Origin of the sequence: Flavobacterium kingsejongi (assembly GCF_003076475.1) — a bacterium.
In the GTDB taxonomy this organism is placed as follows: Bacteria; Bacteroidota; Bacteroidia; order Flavobacteriales; family Flavobacteriaceae; genus Flavobacterium; species Flavobacterium kingsejongi.
Genome location: NZ_CP020919.1, coordinates 1,262,841 through 1,277,899, shown reverse-complemented (window position 1 = coordinate 1,277,899; position 15,059 = coordinate 1,262,841). Strand labels below are relative to the sequence as shown.

General features: G+C 40.5%; 16 protein-coding genes. All 16 read right to left on the bottom strand.

What is annotated here, in order from left to right:
* Window positions 1-13: 13 nt before the first annotated feature.
* Entirely contained in the window at window positions 14-3,622 is a 3,609-nt protein-coding gene (locus FK004_RS05330; protein ID WP_108736341.1) for a 1-acyl-sn-glycerol-3-phosphate acyltransferase, read from the bottom strand.
* Complete coding sequence (locus FK004_RS05325; RefSeq protein ID WP_227871676.1) at window positions 3,615-4,781, bottom strand: DUF2062 domain-containing protein; 1,167 nt, start codon at window positions 4,779-4,781, stop codon at window positions 3,615-3,617. The genes FK004_RS05330 and FK004_RS05325 overlap by 8 nt, the downstream gene beginning before the upstream one ends.
* Window positions 4,782-4,876: 95 nt before the next feature.
* Window positions 4,877-5,359 (bottom strand): hypothetical protein, encoded by a 483-nt coding sequence (locus FK004_RS05320; RefSeq protein ID WP_108736339.1) that lies wholly within the window; start codon window positions 5,357-5,359, stop codon window positions 4,877-4,879.
* Window positions 5,360-5,361: 2 nt separating this feature from the next.
* Window positions 5,362-5,730 (bottom strand): ApeI family dehydratase, encoded by a 369-nt coding sequence (locus FK004_RS05315; RefSeq protein WP_108736338.1) that lies wholly within the window; start codon window positions 5,728-5,730, stop codon window positions 5,362-5,364.
* Between the two features lie 2 nt (window positions 5,731-5,732).
* Entirely contained in the window at window positions 5,733-6,338 is a 606-nt protein-coding gene (locus tag FK004_RS05310) for an outer membrane beta-barrel protein (RefSeq protein ID WP_108736337.1), read from the bottom strand.
* A gap of 37 nt (window positions 6,339-6,375) precedes the next feature.
* Complete coding sequence (locus FK004_RS05305; RefSeq protein WP_108736336.1) at window positions 6,376-7,023, bottom strand: porin family protein; 648 nt, start codon at window positions 7,021-7,023, stop codon at window positions 6,376-6,378.
* Between the two features lie 13 nt (window positions 7,024-7,036).
* Complete coding sequence (gene lolB2, locus FK004_RS05300; protein WP_227871675.1) at window positions 7,037-7,594, bottom strand: flexirubin biosynthesis protein LolB2; 558 nt, start codon at window positions 7,592-7,594, stop codon at window positions 7,037-7,039.
* A 40-nt stretch (window positions 7,595-7,634) separates the two neighbouring features.
* Window positions 7,635-8,270 carry a flexirubin biosynthesis/transport protein LolA2 gene (gene lolA2 / locus FK004_RS05295; RefSeq protein ID WP_108736334.1) on the bottom strand — a complete coding sequence of 212 codons (636 nt, stop codon included), beginning with the start codon at window positions 8,268-8,270 and terminating at the stop codon, window positions 7,635-7,637.
* Window positions 8,260-9,036 carry a polysaccharide deacetylase family protein gene (locus FK004_RS05290; RefSeq protein WP_108736333.1) on the bottom strand — a complete coding sequence of 259 codons (777 nt, stop codon included), beginning with the start codon at window positions 9,034-9,036 and terminating at the stop codon, window positions 8,260-8,262. Before FK004_RS05290 ends, lolA2 begins: the two co-directional genes overlap by 11 nt.
* Window positions 9,030-10,094, bottom strand: coding sequence for a beta-ketoacyl synthase chain length factor (locus FK004_RS05285; RefSeq protein ID WP_108736332.1), 1,065 nt, complete (start codon window positions 10,092-10,094; stop codon window positions 9,030-9,032). The genes FK004_RS05290 and FK004_RS05285 overlap by 7 nt, the downstream gene beginning before the upstream one ends.
* A complete protein-coding gene (locus FK004_RS05280) occupies window positions 10,091-11,287 on the bottom strand; it encodes a beta-ketoacyl-[acyl-carrier-protein] synthase family protein (protein WP_108736331.1) in 1,197 nt (398 codons plus the stop codon). Before FK004_RS05280 ends, FK004_RS05285 begins: the two co-directional genes overlap by 4 nt.
* A gap of 3 nt (window positions 11,288-11,290) precedes the next feature.
* Complete coding sequence (locus FK004_RS05275; protein WP_108736330.1) at window positions 11,291-11,548, bottom strand: phosphopantetheine-binding protein; 258 nt, start codon at window positions 11,546-11,548, stop codon at window positions 11,291-11,293.
* 6 nt (window positions 11,549-11,554) lie between these two features.
* A complete protein-coding gene (locus FK004_RS05270; protein WP_227871674.1) occupies window positions 11,555-12,187 on the bottom strand; it encodes a 3-oxoacyl-ACP synthase in 633 nt (210 codons plus the stop codon).
* Entirely contained in the window at window positions 12,174-13,310 is a 1,137-nt protein-coding gene (locus tag FK004_RS05265) for a beta-ketoacyl-[acyl-carrier-protein] synthase family protein (protein WP_108736329.1), read from the bottom strand. Before FK004_RS05265 ends, FK004_RS05270 begins: the two co-directional genes overlap by 14 nt.
* Before the next feature lie 55 nt (window positions 13,311-13,365).
* The gene (locus tag FK004_RS05260) at window positions 13,366-13,812 is read right to left on the bottom strand and encodes an acyl-CoA thioesterase (protein WP_108736328.1); all 447 of its coding nucleotides are present in this window, start codon (window positions 13,810-13,812) and stop codon (window positions 13,366-13,368) included.
* Window positions 13,790-15,055 (bottom strand): ABC transporter permease, encoded by a 1,266-nt coding sequence (locus tag FK004_RS05255; RefSeq protein WP_108738756.1) that lies wholly within the window; start codon window positions 15,053-15,055, stop codon window positions 13,790-13,792. The genes FK004_RS05260 and FK004_RS05255 overlap by 23 nt, the downstream gene beginning before the upstream one ends.
* Window positions 15,056-15,059: the final 4 nt, after the last annotated feature.

Genomic DNA, 15,059 nt, shown 5'->3' with positions numbered 1-15,059 from the left:
GCTGCAATTATACTTAATTAATTTTAAAATCGATCCCGTCATTTGTAATTCGGATCACCTGCTTAAAGGTAGCCAGAAATTCGCTATCGGGCACTTCCGGGGTTGAAATCAACAACACATCGTATCCGCTGCCACTTTCAGGAAGTGTATCAGTATAAACGATTGATCGTTTCCGGGTAATATAATTTGTTTCGGCTACGTCCCTTTTCTCCCTATTCCGGATAACAGTAAACAGTTTACGTTGCGGTTCCTGTAATGCCAATAATACATCCAGTTCTCCATGATCATCTGCGATGTGAAGTATTTTTGCTTTGCCACCAATCTGAATATTCAGCCGATAGCCTAATTCCAACTTTCGGTCTATCGTATTTTTTACGGATGTTATAATTTCACGTTCTTTATACGCAAAACTGTGTAGTATCATTTTACGGAAATACGAAACACCTTCTGATGCAGCCCGTATGTTTCGGTAGGTTTCCTTAAAAAAGGTGCTGATTTTCTTGGTACGTTCTGCATAATGGATTCCAAATTCGGGAGCATCAGGCGTAATCCGATCCAATATATGAACGGTAAGTTCCCCGTCATTAATGACAAAATCGCCTTTGGGCAGCACTTCTGAATTGCCATGTATGACAACAGGCACAATATCCAACTGGAAATGTTCGGCCAGGTAAAATGCGCCTTTATGGAATCGCCTGATATGATTATCTTCCGACCGCGATCCTTCCGGAAAGACCATCAGCGAATAGCCTTCGTTTACTTTCTCCCGCAAATGTTCTACTCCACCTTCCAAGCCCTGGGAAACGGGATAAAATCCAGCCAGGCGAACTCCTCTGCCAAAAATAGGCGAATTGTATACCCAGTCGCTCACCAGGAATATAATCTTAGGATTCAGCATTCCTACAGCAAGAATATCAAGAAAGGATGTATGATTGGCGATAATCACTGCGGGGCGTTCAAAAGTTTCTTCTGAGGCATTAATGACTTTTTTATGAATAAAGGGATTGGTATACAAAACCGATTTCATGAATTTCGACATCACATAATGGAAGCCTCTCTTTTTATCTGATTTGCGGAACGGCAGGATTTTTACCAATACTACGCCTATCATTGACAGCAGGAATCCACCCAATCCATAATAAGTAAAGGATACAATTGAATGGATAAGGGTCCGGAATTCAAATGGGGACTTCCCTTGTTGCACCCGATGGGATAAAAAGAAACGGAATAATATGGGATAAAAGATAAAAGTGATAATCAGGGCGGCAAACACCCCTATTAATGAAACACTGGAAATGGATTTTAATGCTGGATGACCTGCAAAAACCAAGGCACCAATTCCCAATATGGTCGTCAGGACTGCCAGTAAAATGGAGGTGCGGTAGGTAGCCATCTCATTTCTGCCATAGCTGTATTCCTTTTGCAGCGCACTGGTCATGAAAATACTAAAATCGACACCATGCCCAAAAATTAATGTACAGACAATCGTACTGAAAATATTCAGCTGGATTCCAAAAACGCCCATAATCCCAGCGGTAACAACACCTGTAATTACAATAGGAATACAACTGATGATCACCAATTCAATACGCCGGAAGAAGAAAAACAGGATCAATACAACAGCGACAAAGGAATAATTCACCAGCGTATTAAAATCATTTTTAAGTTCCCCTAAAAATGTTTCATTCATCTGCTGCCGGTCGATAATAATAAGGTTGGGTTGGGCAATGAGTTCTTTAACCAGGGCATCCCGTTGTTCTTCCTTTATCTTAACAATGGTAGCCAGCGTATAAAATCCTTTTTTAGCGGTAAAAAATTCCTGTAGGGATAATGTCTTAATGTTGAGGTAATCGGTATAGGGCACAGGCTGGAATTTTTTATCCAGTAAAGCATAAAAAGGATCATAAGCACTGGGTTTAAATCCCAGTTTAGCACCTTCGCGAATCAACCCCGATTGCAGTTCTGCCGTGCGCGTACCCTGCCAGAAGCTATTCCAATGCTCAATTTTTTGCTGCTGCTCTTTTTGTGATAGCATCACTTCGCCCACGGAACTGAAATTGAGTATTTTCCCTTCTTTTTTATACCGCTCTAATTGTGCAAACAACACATTGTTTTCTTCCAGTACCGCATTGGGGTCATTCCCATAGGCGGCGAGGTAGATGGATTTTGAGGTCAGGCTTGTTGCTGTTTCCAGATCTTTTTCTGTCTTTTTAATTTCATCCGGCACATAATTAAGTTGCGAAATATCATTATTGAACAGGACTTTATGAAAGGTAAAAAAGCTGACGATTATAATCACTACACTTGAAATGATCAGGAACTTATTGCGCTCAAAAGCAAATCCGGCCATTTTATCCAATATGTTCTTACGTTCCGGCGCTTCATCGGAAGGCACATACAAATGCGGAATAATCAATAAGGAGAATATCGCCGTAATCACGACACTTGCCGAAGCAAAAATCCCAAGGTCCTGCAATGCTTCTGACTTGACAAAAAGCAGGCATAAAAATGCTACTGCAGTCGTTGTACTGCTCATGATCAATGGCATCGTAATATCTTTGTATAACACCCTCACATCACTATTGTGTTTGTAATGCGTAAGAATGTGCAGGGAATAATCTATTGTTACTCCCAACAGTACGGCTCCGCTACTCAATGAAATGGCAGAAATTGTACCTTTCAGGAAATATAATAATGCCAATGCGGCCAGTACTCCGAAGATGGTGGGGATGAATATAATGATCGGAATGAATAGTTTCCGGTAATAGATGCATAATATCAACATGAGGGTTCCCATCGCAATCAGGGTCGTTGTCATAATATCGCTTTTGATCTGGCGTGCATTTGCTACAGCAATCAATGTAGAGCCAAAATAATCCAGTGTTCCTTTACCTTTAAATGCTGTATTGAGATGGTCTTTTATACTGTTCAGCTTTGCGACAAATAGTGTATTCTGTTCCGTTTCACTGCCGGGTAATTTGGGATTGATGAACAGTAGCAGTTTCTTCCCGTCCTTAGTAACTACAAAACCGTCTTTCAATATAAAGTCATCACTGATGCTCAGCCGTTGCAGTTTCCGAAGTGCCATAAAGGAAATCCCTAACGGATCCTGCATGATATACTCTTTGGTCACCAATCCTGTAGGGGATATGATCGCTTTATAATTAGCAGAAACAACGGCTGCTATACTATCATTTTGCAGTTTTTGGCTTATCGCGGCATAATCGCTATCATCGAGAAATAAGGGTAAATTTTCGTATACGAACCCAAAAGTCTCCTGTATGTTTTCTTCATCTATTTTACCCTGTACCGAATTTACATAGGCCTCACAGCTTTTCAGGCTATCGATAAATACGGTTGCCATTGCAGCCAGGTCATCCGATCCGGCTTTTGGACCGGCATTAAAAATAACGGTAATTTTATCCGAGAAATTCAGTTGTCCCAATATTTTGGCTGTATCATCTGCCTTTTCATTTTTCGGAATCAGTTTGGTAATATCTTCTTCAAAAGAGAGCCTTGAGGCAAAATATCCGAAAATAAACAGGGAAAGCAAAGCCAATCCCAGGGAAAGCCCTTTATTCCGATTGACAAAAAAGTGTATCGCGATAAAATACTTATGCATTCCTGAGAGGTTTTGGAGATTTAGAACTAAAAAAAGCCAGTATGATATAACCGACTGTACCAAAAAGGGCCGACATTACTGCTGCCAGGATGAAACTTCCGGTAATATACTGAAGCAGGTTCTGCCGGATCATATCCATTGCTGATGCCGTATCTTCCAGTACCGGAGCTGTCCGGGGCACAAAGAATGATCCGATTTGTAATGATCCGTATATGATAAAAGGAATGAATGGTGGGAAACTGACATTGGAAAAAGCAAAGGCAATCACTTTATTCAACCGCAGCAGATAAGCCAGAAACAATACCAGTACGGTCTGGAATCCCCAAAATGGAGCAATCCCAATAAAAATGCCTAATGCTATTGACAATGCTTTTTTGGAAGGGCTGTCACCGCTTTCCAGTATGTTTTCAAAAAAGAATTTTTTAAATCCCTTTTTTTTTATTTTACGAAAAAAATCCCGTGGCCGGATGTAGAATATGGAAATGAAGACCAACACGGTATTCAAAATACTAATCCGGGTAAAATCTTTAAATGGGCGAAAGTGGGAAACCCGCTCTTTCAGGTCATACCATACCTGAATCCCGATATTCTTGACGGGGACACCTTTCCAGGCACTTCGTACAATGACCTCGATTTCAAATTCAAATTTACGGGTATAAAAAGTTGTGGGAATCGTATGGAGTGGATACAAACGATAGCCGGATTGGGTATCATCGAGCTTGTTACCGGTTTCAAACCAAAACCAAAAATTAGAAAAAGTATTTCCGAAACTGCTTTTCTTCGGAACCCCTTCCTGTTGCATATTCCGGCTTCCGATCAATAGAATGGCTTCTCCCGCTTCTTTCAGGTATTCGATAAAAACAGGAATGTCTTCGGGAAAGTGCTGCCCATCGGAATCAATGGTAATAGCGTGGTCATAGCCAAGGCTCAAAGCCTTCCGAAATCCCAATCGGAGTGCGTTTCCTTTTCCACGATTGTGTTCCAAATGGATGACCTCCAGCTCCGGATAACCGGAAAGGATTATACTGGTACTATCGGTAGCACCATCATTGATCACAATAATATTGTTGGTGTATTGTAAAACCCCTTCAATAACCCCTTTTAAAGTTTTGTGGTTATTATACGTAGGGATGATAACACAACACTTTAATTGGTTCATTTGATCGTAAAATGGTATAGCCGGATCCATTAAAGAGATTTCATTTTAAAATAGTCTGCAAAGATACTTTTTATTTTCGATGCATGGGAAAGCGGTTATTGTAATAGCGCCTTCTCTTTATCTGTGAAGGCTTTGGATTGTTTTAAATACTGCCGTACAAATGCTTTGAGTGCCGCAGGCTGTTTACCAAAATGAGCGAGTATAAAATCTTTATCCTCCGTGATCTGCTGGTTGTATTTTAATATTTTAGGTGCGTGTTCCTGAAAACTAAGGCGAACCAAATGAATTTCAAGGTTGTTGGGTTCTTTCTCCAACGCATATTCCAGCAGCTGGATGCCTTCGCTAATATTTTTCTTCCTTGTTTCTTTAGGAGCATATTTCCCTGATAATGCCAATGCTGCTCCTTTGTAGGCGACAAATACTTTAGCATCTTCCCGCGTTATTTCGGATAGTAATTTTAGCAACTGGTCACTTCCCGCTTTGGATTCTGAAGCACCAATATAGGATTGGCGCACCTCCGAAAGTTCCGGAAATCCCAAAAATATGACATAACAAACAAGAGCAATAATAGCTTTCAATTTTATACTTTTTTATAGATGCAACTCAATTTTAATGCCACTGTAGCATCAAAATAAGTAGTGTTCTTGATTTTTACCTCATCATCCGATGTTACAATATCCAGTTCCAAACGCAAATCCGGCGTAAGCTCCGGGTTGATCAGCGCCATAAATTTTACGTTGGCAGCACTCTTCAATATCAATTTTGTCCCTGTAATCTCCTCCACCTGTTCTTTTATAATTTGCAGCATACAAACACCTGGAGTTACAGGATTACCCGGAAAATGCCCTTTGAAAATGGGATGTTTATCATTGAGGTATATTCCAACGTTATACTTTCCTTGCGATAAGGTATCCACTTGTTGTACGGTATAGAAATCCTGTAATAGCATTTTTATTTATTTAAATCAAACGTGTAAGCCAATCCCAGCTGAAATAGAAAATTCGTATTATAACTTCCTATGGTATAATTATAATCTCCGGAGTAATCGGTATCATACGCATTAATAATACCTTTTTTAACCCGTAATTCTCCCGTAATATTTTTTGTAAAGGTATAACCAATCCCTGTCATAAAAGCTAAATCCACACCTAAACTGTTGATATATCGATTCTCCTGGAGTTGTAAATCCAACGTTGGTCCCACATGAATATTAAATTTACTGGTAAGGAAAAATTTATTCATCATTGCCAATGACAAATAGCTGGCAGAGATATCTTCTTTGTGAAACTTCAATTCGTTATTTGTATAGTCATAGAACCTTATACGCACATCGTTCCCACCCTGACGGGAATAGGTAATTTCGGGTTGCATGGTATACACCCTGCTTAATTTCAGTGCCCCGTAAACACCTAAATAGAAATCAGTTTTAATTTTGGAATCCGATTGGGTAATCTGTGAGAAGTTTGCACCGCCCCTTATCCCCGGACGCAATGTTACTTGTGCCTGTAATTGTATTCCAAATCCAATTAACAATAATAGCAATACCTGTTTTTTCATTATAATAATTGATTAGTGAGGTGAAGGATTGTATCAATTAAAAATCAAAACTGTAAGCTGCTCCTAACTGGATAACCTGATTCAGTTTGATCTGTTTAAGCACATTGTTCTCATAATAGCCATTATTGCTATAAAAATCATCATCGTAATCGTTTCCAAAAATATCGATCAGCCCTTGTTTGTATCGTGCTTCTACCGTCAGCCCAAAAGGGAATGTATACCCAAAACCCGCGACAATAGCCATATCAACTCCAATAGGATCATCATAGAAACTGGTAAAATTATCCCCTACTTTAAAATCCAGTGTTGGCCCTACTACAGCATGCAATCCCTCTACAATCCTGAATTTATTCATTACGCCTACCGAAAGGTATTGCAGTTCAATATTTCGGGATCTCGAATACATTTGGGGATCTATTACTATCGGATAATCACCACTAAAATCATAAAGGCCACTTTTGGCTCCCTGACGGGAATAGGTCAATTCGGGCTGTAACGTATAGAAACTTGCCAATTTAATCGATACAAAACCTCCAACGTAAAAATCGGCTTTGGTATCCGCATTCATATTGGAAATTGTCGCAAGATTCATTCCCGCACGTACTCCGGGTTTAATGGTCACCTGAGCATTTATTTGTAGCCATCCTAAGCTCAATAGCAGCGCAGCAAGTACTTTATTTGTCATACAATTCAAACTATTAATCGTTTATAAAATCCAATTCGATCCGTAACGGAAAGTTTTTATGTGTAATATTGATTTTAGTGGCTAAAGTATTATTTTCTGACAAATATTCAACTGTAATTTTTTCTTTTAATCGGGATGAATGATTCATTTTTAAGACCTTATTCTCTTTTTTGCTTACAAAAATAAAGTTAAACCTTTTTTTGTCCCGGGACTTGTAGACGGCGATAGTATCATTCTCGTATTGCCCTTCAATGGTAAAATCCTTTTTTAACAACAACGCGAAGTCATGTTGCAATGTCTTTTTTATGATACCCCGATTGAGTTCTTCTACAATAGAATTCACTTTCAGCTGGTCTCCGCAGATTTCAAAATCAAATAAGGTATTGCCAAATTCTGTAGTAAACACAACACGGTGTGTCGTATCATTGATTTTCTTAGTAATAAATATGCCCCCAAATTCTTTTCCAAATACGGTGATGTGTGCCTTGTACACATAATCCACACCTGCATCTGCAAAATACGGGATACTAAAATTGGTTTGGGTTACCGGTAACTCTGTATATTCTTTCATGGCTTTTGAAGCACAGGATACCAGAAAAAGAGAAACGAAACTAATTACTAAAAACGGAATCTTCAATTTTTGCATTGAGTACTTTATTTTTAAAAACAATCCGGGTGTAGTCATTGGAAGGTTCAATCATTTTTACCTGAGAAACCATATTGCCATTTTTATCAAAATAAAGTTCCATCTGCCTGATGTATTTTTTCAGGGTAGCATCTTTTGGAACCAGCCGTGTGATGGTAAATTCTTTGGTTTTAAAATAGGAGATCGTAAATTCCTTTTCGTCAAACATATTTCCGCTGACACTCCCTACAATCAGCTTATTAAGCTTATCAAACATTTTACTGTTCCCGATATCCATATTGCTTTTTTTACCGGCATCATTAATAAAAATCTTATTGTTTTTGAAAATGATACTGTATTGGTAGGGCTTCAGGTATTGCCATAATAACAGGTTCGGAGCCTTGAAACTCATTTTACCGGAAGTTTCAATATCCTTAGAAAGAAAATCTAAGTGTTTGTACTGCGTAAAATCAGTGTTTAGGGTTTTGGTATTTTTGGCCGTTGTATTTACAGCCTCCCGGAATGCGGTAATTTCGCTATCGGACATCTTTTGTTCCTGTGCAGCTGCACGACCAACGATCAGAAGTAACAATACGACTGCATAATGCATTTTAATTTTCATAAGCGGGAAGGTTCAAAAGCTGCTCTACTGTAACAGCTTCATATTCGTTTTCCCACAAAAATACCAATAATTGTTCCAAAACTGCAACGGTTTTCAACGAAGTATCATGCAATAGGATTACAGATCCCGGTGCCAGTTGCCGTTCGATACGTTTCATAATTTTGTCCGCTGTCTTTATTTTGGTATCAAATGACCTGATATTCCAACCGATAACATCATGGGGGGTAACCTGCAGTGCCTTGGCAAGATTCGGATTGGTTACTCCAAAAGGTGGACGGTAATAGCGTACTTTCCTACCGGAGAATTTCTGTATTATAACATCCGTCCTTTGGATTTCGCTCACCATTTCAGCAACGGAGAACAAACCAATAGTATTGGCATGTGTATAGGAATGATTGCCTACAATATGGCCTTCATCGAGTATGCGCTGAAAAATCTCAGGATATTTTTCGATTTGGGAGCCGATACAAAAAAAAGTAGCATCAACCTGGTGTTTTTTAAGGATATCGAGGATCAGTGGTGTCATGGGTGTAGGTCCGTCATCGAATGTAATGGCCACCTTTTTGCCCGCAGCTTTACGATTTTCACAGTAGGCTTTTACATGGTAATTCATCCGGATCAGCCCGGAACCCATAACGGCAATGACCAACCAGAATAATCCTACCACTAAAAAATACCCCCACGCCACATCGGTATAGAAATTTAAGATGAACAAGAGCAGTAACACTGTCCCTAAAAAAAAAGTATTGCTTTTATGTGTTAACATTGGCGTAAAAGTATAAAACTGTGGTCTTCTCCCCTGAACTGGTTGTATAGTAAAATCGTTTTATACTGCTTTCTGCGCGGTGTATTGGCACAAACCATTTCAGGGAATTCCTGTGTTTTTAGTATTTTGGCCGCCATCCATAACCCAAAGGCAGAAGCAGTATGGTATTCCCCGGATAAATGTTTGTAGTATATTTGAGGAATTTCTTTAAAAAGCCCCGATGATATTGCTTTATAATATTCGTCAAACACTACGTCTCCACTATATCCCAGCACTACGGCATCAATGTCGGAGACCGTGTAATTGTTTTTTTGTATAAATGCGACAACTTCCTGTGCCGCCTCTGAAACGGAAAGGTTATTGCAAATATTAACGGCTACAAGTTCTGCATAACTGCTGGTTTTCTTTTCATTTTCAAGCACAAAAAAAGTAGCGCCTTCACCAAAAACCGAACCTGTAGTGGTAGCACCCAATAGTACAAATGGCTGTTCTTCCGCTTTCTTTATCAATCCTGCCACTTTGAAGAAATCAATTGTAAATGCTGCCGATTCATCAATACCTCCTGTTAATACTGTGTTCGCTTCTCCTGAAGTCAATTGCATGCTGCCATCCAAAAGTCCCGACTCAAAAGAATTCCCACCATTGACATAGGTAAAATTATAGGCTTTGCATTGCAGGCCTAAAGCGATTTGGCCACCTACGGTATTGTGTGTGGATTGTATAAAAGAGGTTGGTGTCAGGAATTCTTCCTGATTGTCAAGTATCCCTCTCAGGAATTTTTCCGAATCTTCGATACAGCCCATTCCGGTTCCGGTAATAATTGCGTCCAATGCAGGATCACCGGCTTCTTTCAATGCCAGTGCAGCTGCAACAATACCATTTTTAACTCCCTTTCCCATCCTGCGGCTTGCGGCTGGAGGAATAAAATCCTTGTATGGTGGTGCCACTACTGACAGTACATTATCTGTAGTATTAACGACTGCCGTTTCTAAGAAAACAGAATCAAATGTAGGTTGGGCTGAAATACAACCCATACCGTTGATATATACTTTTTTCATTTGCTTTTCGAAAATAAAACCGTCGAACAGTTGCCCCCAAATCCAAATGAATTGGACAATACATGCTGAATCGGCTTATGCTTTAATTCCGTTTGTGGAATCAGTGCCACTTCCGGCATCGGCGTTTTAAAGTTCAGGTTTGGAAATACAATACCATGCTGTAAAGCTAAAATGCTGTATACCGCCTCAATAGCCGCCGCAGCCGCTAGGGTATGCCCGGTAAAAGGTTTGGTAGAGCTGAAGTCCGGTACCATAGTCCCGAAGATTCGTTCAATGGCCCTGCCCTCCGATAAATCATTATTTTGTGTTGCCGTACCGTGCGCATTGATATAATCAATTTCCGATGGCTGCAATCCCGCCACTTTCAGTGCTTTTTCCATTGCCAGGAAAGCGCCATCTCCATTTTCTGAAGAAGCAGTTTGGTGGAACGCATCATTGGCATTCCCATATCCGGAGACATAGGCCAGTACTTTTTTATTTTCTTTCTGTACAATTTCGTCGGATTCCAACACTAAGTACGCGGCGGCTTCTCCCAAATTCAATCCCTTTCGATCGGCATCAAATGGAGTATTGTAAGTATCGGACAAAATCATCAGGGTTTTAAAACCATTGATGGTAAATTTTGACAAGGCATCTGTTCCTCCTACAATCACACGATCCAATTGTTTTGACTTAATCAGTCGTGCACCCAGCATAATAGCATTGGCAGCCGAAGAACATGCGGTACTTATGGTGGTAACCGTACCTTTCAGCCCTAAATATCCTGCGATCTTACGGGAAGAATCACCGGCATCATGGGCAAAAATATACTTCCGGTGAGCTTCCTGCTCCAGGTAATCATAAAAATACCGTTCGGTCATATCCATTCCTCCTACACTGGTTGCAGAAACCAGCCCGGTGGCATAGGCATTACAATCTGTTATTCCGGCATTGGCTACTGCCTGCCTTGCGGCATAAGCTCCGAGCATTGCCGTCCTTGAATAGTTCGTATCATCCGGTAGTGCTAACAGCTGGGCTAACTCGGCATTGGTATATTTAATCTCTCCTACTTTAATGGCGTCTTTATGGCGGGTTTCGATATTGTCTATCGTATCCACAGCAGTTTTACCCTGCTGTAACGCAGTAAAGTTTTCCTCCGGAGAATTTCCGATGGCAGAGATAATTCCCATTCCGGTTATCGCAACGTAGCTCATTTCTTATTTTGTTCTGTGTTCTGTTATATAAGCAGCCATAGTATTGATGGACTGGAAAATCGATTTCCCTTCTTTCGGATCACGCAATTTGATGCCATAATCTTTATCCAACATTACGATAAGCTCCAATGCATCGATAGAATCCAATCCCATTCCGTCCCCAAAAAGTGCATCGTCATCATTTACTTCCGCGGCATTAATATCCTCGAGGTTCAATACCGTAATGATCTTTTCTTTTAATTCTGATTTTAAAGCTTCCATAAATAATTATCGATTATATAAATTTTCTAAATTTTCCTGATTGTGTATTTTGATGCCCTCTTTTGAAACCAGGTACATAAAAGCCCGATATTCTTCCTGATACAATTCTACCCAGCCACATAAAACGGCTGTTGCTTTTCCGGTTTCGATCAGCAGATTGGCATAATTGGTCATAAATTCGGAATTGAATGCCTCAAATATAAAGAAAGAATTTTCACTTTTCAGCCCATTCCTAATGCTAATTTCCCCCATTCCAATATTCGGCAGGGTATATACAAATACCGCCGGGCTTGGGTAATATTCCTTTTTGTCAGCAATAGACTGCTGGTATTTCATATCCGTATCTAAACTCGATGACCTATTGGAGAACAGGAGGGCCGTAGTACCTTCATAGGTATTTCCCGGTAATGTTGTGAGTAGCAATTCGGAAGCCAAAAAAGCCAGCTTGCTCAACGCATCCATCTTAAAAAATTTAGGATACTGCAGTTCCAGATGCTGATACGCTTTTTTCGAAAAATCGGCAAAGAGGGGCGTGTCCGAAGTCCACACCGTTTCCCCATTTAAGGTCAAAGTATTATCCAAAATAGAACAATAGGATGTAATATAAGTTGTCAATGCCACAGATTTATATTTTTTCAAAGATAACTGCTGTATTGCAGCCCCCAAAACCAGAAGCGGTTTTTAGGAAATAATTTATGTTTTGTTCGCGATGTTCGGTAATCACATTCAGTGGTACTGAAACACCCGATTCATCGTATCCCAAAGATTCAAAAAGTCGGTTCTGTTTGGCTGAAGCCATCGCCAGTATTGTTTCCAGCAGTCCGGAAGCACCAAGCGTATGCCCATAATAGCCTTTAAAGCTATTCACTGGCATGCTGCTAATTCCCAGGCGGTTAAAGGCAATGGCTTCCATCTCGTCATTATACAACGTTGCAGTACCATGAGCACTAATATAATCAAGAGCTGTTGCTGGGATTTTTGCTTCCTGTAGTGCATTTTCAATACTACGGTACAATCCTTCCCCCGTTCGTGAAGGGCCTGAAATATGATTCGCATCATTAATCGCTCCTGTTCCAATGATTTTCACAGCTCCGTCCTGCTTTAATGCCGGATCAGCAGTAATATAAACTGCTGCTGCCGCTTCTCCCAGATTCAGTCCGGTACGGTGTAGGGAATAGGGTTTGCAGGGTGCATCACTCAAAGCCTGAAAAGAGGAAAATCCCGAAAATACAAATTCAGAAAATTCATCGCCACTGATCACATAGGCATCATCATACCTTCCTGTTGCTATAAGCCGCTGTGCTGTAGCTACCGCTAAAATCCCCGAAACACATGCATTTGAAATCACAATCGGTGTAGTCTGGAATTTAAAAAAGGCACCCACAGTATGCGCCAAATGTTGTAGGTATGCCTGAGGCGGAACGGTATCATGCTGACCTGCCAAAACGGATATATTTCCTTTGGTTGTGGAGATTATAAGTGCTGTTTTAGGGCCTGGAATTGTTTTTACTATAGGGTGTAAAGCCAGGATCAGCATTTTTTCCAATGGCGTATATTCAGTAGTAGCAGATAAAGCCGAAAAGGCAGTATCGCGTGCTGCAGGATCAATCAATGCCCCGAAAAAAGGATCTGGTGAAAACCGGAAATCCTGGTGCTGGCGCACGCCGGAAATCCGCTGTTCTATATGCTGAATATTCGCAGCCACATCAAATCCCAAGGGAGAGATGATATTGGTTTCGGTGATAAAAACTTCTTTTGGCATTCCGGTATTGATTTTAATTTGACACTCCTATACGAAAGTGAACCTTCTATATTCTTTATTTTAGCAATCCCACTTTACGTTTCCATTCCTCATAAAAAGGCGGGATATTCAACGACAAAGTACCTTCACTGTCCAGGAAAACCTGAATTGTTTCCCCAATGCAGGCCACCTCATTATTTCCGTTATAAATCGTAAAACGAAATATGATTTTTGCCGCAGGTGTATCTACGATTGCTGTTTCTATACGCATGACGTCACCATAGCGTAGTGGCAGTTTATGCTCGCAGGTTGATTTTACAATCGGTGTGGTATAACCGCTTTTATGAATATCCAAATAAGAAATACCATGTTTTCGTCCAAAAGCTTCCCTGCCATCTTCAAAATAAGTGATGTAATAGCCATGCCAGACGATACCCAACGGATCTGTTTCATTGAAACGCACGCGGATTTCTTCCGATACGGTAAGGTGTGTCGCCTCGTTATAGTGCTCTTTTCTTTTCATCGTAAAATAGTGAAATTGTAATCATTGCCACGAAGAACATTACTGAATAAAGCAGTTCCGGGACAATATCAATAAAGGATGCATTCCGGAGAATCACATCATAAAATGCGTTAAGCCCCCAATTCATCGGAGAGGCTACCGCTATAATCTGCATGATTTTTGGCATGGCGAATACAGGAACCCATACACCGCCTATTGCAGCGAGTACCACTACGGAAGTCGCGCCAAACGGAGCTGACTGTTCTTGTGTCTTGGCTATGGTTCCCAAAAGTATTCCGAAACCTATGGCTGCAAACCCTGAAAAGAAAGCCACAATGCTCATCAGTCCTAAGATTCCTTTAACCGATAATTCTGGTAACCCAATATGAGGGAAAAGAAATACACCCACTGCTACCATCAGGTAAAACTGGATCATACAGATAATAAGAAAAGTGATCGTTTTTCCGGCAATTACAGTAGCGTAGGAGACCGGATTTGTCCGCAGCCGGACAAGCGTTCCCTGATTCTTCTCTTTTACAATATTAATGGAAAGTGGAATCACAATAAAAAATATTGCAAAAAGTGTCCATGCAGGCACATTATGCTGGGTGGAATTGGGAGTAACTTCTTTGTCGTTAATACGGGGAATGATTTCGCGAAAGCTGATAAAACTCTCCTGCTGGAAAGCGGTTTCTTCTTCGCCAAGCTGTTCCCGGAAAGCGGCATATACCGATTGGGTTTCAATCTGCGAAATCATTTTATCAATAGTACTTTTCACAGCATTCTTAAATGTGGACTGTGCTGCCGGATCAAAATAGAGTTTTACTTCTTTGTGGCCAATCACCGCTTTGGGCTGGGCGACTACAGCAGTATCGCCAATACCAAAACCCGCGACAATCTTATCGACATTCTGGTTGACTTTGGCCTGTAAATCACTGCTTAATTTTTCCGGGATGATTATCGCAAGTTGGTATTTTCCTTTAAATACCTGTTCCCGCGCCATGCTTTCGGTTACAGACTGCCCGTCCAGTGTGTGGATCATTTCAAAGGAATTACTGGCATTGAGGTTTGCACTGATTACTTTCGACACTTCCCCTTTGTCATTATCCACCAGCAAGATGGGTATTTTAGTATCGTTGACCGTTTTAAATGTACTATCCTGGATCAGTGTTATTGTAATAATGAGCACCAAAGGCATCACAAACAAAATCACAAGCCCGCCCATATCCCGAAGGAGCAGCAACATTTCTTTTTTTATGGACATCCAG

What these genes read in the sequence shown, in the direction of transcription:
- lolB2 (WP_227871675.1), bottom strand. Translation starts at nt 7,594, where the DNA reads ATGAAAGAATATACAGAGTTACCGGTAACCCAAACCAATTTTAGTATC.
- FK004_RS05265 (WP_108736329.1), bottom strand. Translation starts at nt 13,310, where the DNA reads ATGCCAAAAGAAGTTTTTATCACCGAAACCAATATCATCTCTCCCTTG.
- FK004_RS05290 (WP_108736333.1), bottom strand. Translation starts at nt 9,036, where the DNA reads ATGTTAACACATAAAAGCAATACTTTTTTTTTAGGGACAGTGTTACTG.
- FK004_RS05315 (WP_108736338.1), bottom strand. Translation starts at nt 5,730, where the DNA reads ATGCTATTACAGGATTTCTATACCGTACAACAAGTGGATACCTTATCG.
- FK004_RS05330 (WP_108736341.1), bottom strand. Translation starts at nt 3,622, where the DNA reads ATGCATAAGTATTTTATCGCGATACACTTTTTTGTCAATCGGAATAAA.
- FK004_RS05260 (WP_108736328.1), bottom strand. Translation starts at nt 13,812, where the DNA reads ATGAAAAGAAAAGAGCACTATAACGAGGCGACACACCTTACCGTATCG.
- FK004_RS05285 (WP_108736332.1), bottom strand. Translation starts at nt 10,094, where the DNA reads ATGAAAAAAGTATATATCAACGGTATGGGTTGTATTTCAGCCCAACCT.
- FK004_RS05255 (WP_108738756.1), bottom strand. Translation starts at nt 15,055, where the DNA reads ATGTCCATAAAAAAAGAAATGTTGCTGCTCCTTCGGGATATGGGCGGG.
- FK004_RS05325 (WP_227871676.1), bottom strand. Translation starts at nt 4,781, where the DNA reads ATGAACCAATTAAAGTGTTGTGTTATCATCCCTACGTATAATAACCAC.
- FK004_RS05280 (WP_108736331.1), bottom strand. Translation starts at nt 11,287, where the DNA reads ATGAGCTACGTTGCGATAACCGGAATGGGAATTATCTCTGCCATCGGA.
- FK004_RS05305 (WP_108736336.1), bottom strand. Translation starts at nt 7,023, where the DNA reads ATGACAAATAAAGTACTTGCTGCGCTGCTATTGAGCTTAGGATGGCTA.
- FK004_RS05310 (WP_108736337.1), bottom strand. Translation starts at nt 6,338, where the DNA reads ATGAAAAAACAGGTATTGCTATTATTGTTAATTGGATTTGGAATACAA.
- FK004_RS05275 (WP_108736330.1), bottom strand. Translation starts at nt 11,548, where the DNA reads ATGGAAGCTTTAAAATCAGAATTAAAAGAAAAGATCATTACGGTATTG.
- lolA2 (WP_108736334.1), bottom strand. Translation starts at nt 8,270, where the DNA reads ATGAAAATTAAAATGCATTATGCAGTCGTATTGTTACTTCTGATCGTT.